The 1,226-nt window shown below is 42.5% G+C and carries 1 protein-coding gene; it reads left to right on the forward strand.

What is annotated here, in order from left to right:
* A partial coding sequence (gene purL, locus ACFIL8_RS10570) for a phosphoribosylformylglycinamidine synthase subunit PurL (protein ID WP_375689727.1) occupies window positions 1–1,226 on the forward strand: 1,226 nt, incomplete at both ends.

Genomic DNA, 1,226 nt, shown 5'->3' on the forward strand with positions numbered 1-1,226 from the left:
CATCTTGTTTCTGGTGTTGTTTCTGGAATAGGTGGTTACAGCAATTCTTTTGGTGTTCCAACGGTTGGTGGAGAAGTAAATTTTGATGAGCGTTATAATGGCAATATCCTTGTTAACGCTTTTGTCGCCGGTATTGCAAAGACAGACGCCCTTTTTTATTCTAAAGCACAAGGTATTGGACTCCCTGTTGTTTATCTGGGTGCAAAAACAGGACGTGATGGTGTCGGTGGAGCAACAATGGCTTCTGCTGAATTTGATTCTTCAATCAGTGAAAAACGCCCAACTGTTCAAGTCGGTGATCCTTTTACAGAAAAATGTCTCCTTGAAGCATGTTTAGAGCTCATGGAACTTGGAGCCGTGGTTGCTATTCAAGATATGGGGGCAGCAGGACTCACCTCTTCTGCCGTTGAAATGGGAGCAAAAGGAAATCTGGGGATACAGCTTAATCTTGATACAGTTCCTGTTCGAGAAGAAAACATGACAGCCTATGAAATGATGCTTTCTGAAAGTCAAGAGCGTATGCTCATGGTCCTTAAACCAGAACTAGAAAAGCAAGCAGAAGCAATTTTTCATAAGTGGGGACTACATTTTTCTATCATTGGAAAAACAACCGATGATTTACGTTTTCGTGTATTTCATCAAGGGGAAGAAGTTGTCAATCTTCCCATCAAAGAGCTTGGTGATGAAGCGCCTGTTTATGATCGTCCTTGGAGTGAGCCGGCAAAAAAAACACCCTTGAAAGCAGAAGACGTCAAAAAAGTTGAAAATCTTGGTGATGCGCTTCTGAGCTTATTGAATTCTGCTGATCAAAGTTCTCGGCGATGGGTTTATGAACAATATGATACCCTTATCCAAGGAAATAGCCTTGTTTGTCCAGGAGGTGATGCAGGCGTTATCCGTGTAGGAAACAACAGCAAACGTGCTCTTGCTTTTTCTTCTGATGTAACACCTCGCTATTGTGAAGCAGACCCTTATGAAGGGGGGAAACAAGCTGTCGCAGAATGCTGGCGAAACATTAGTACGACAGGTGCAACACCACTGGCTGCTACAGATAATCTCAATTTTGGTAACCCTGAAAAACCTGAAATTATGGGACAGCTGGTTTTTGCTATTAAAGGTATAGGAGAAGCTTGTAGAATCCTTGATTTTCCTATCGTTTCAGGCAATGTTTCTCTTTACAACGAAACAAATGGGGAAGCCATTCTTCCAACCCCCACAATTGCTGG

The organism is Bartonella sp. AP57NXGY, from assembly GCF_042195805.1.
Taxonomy (GTDB): Bacteria; Pseudomonadota; Alphaproteobacteria; order Rhizobiales; family Rhizobiaceae; genus Bartonella.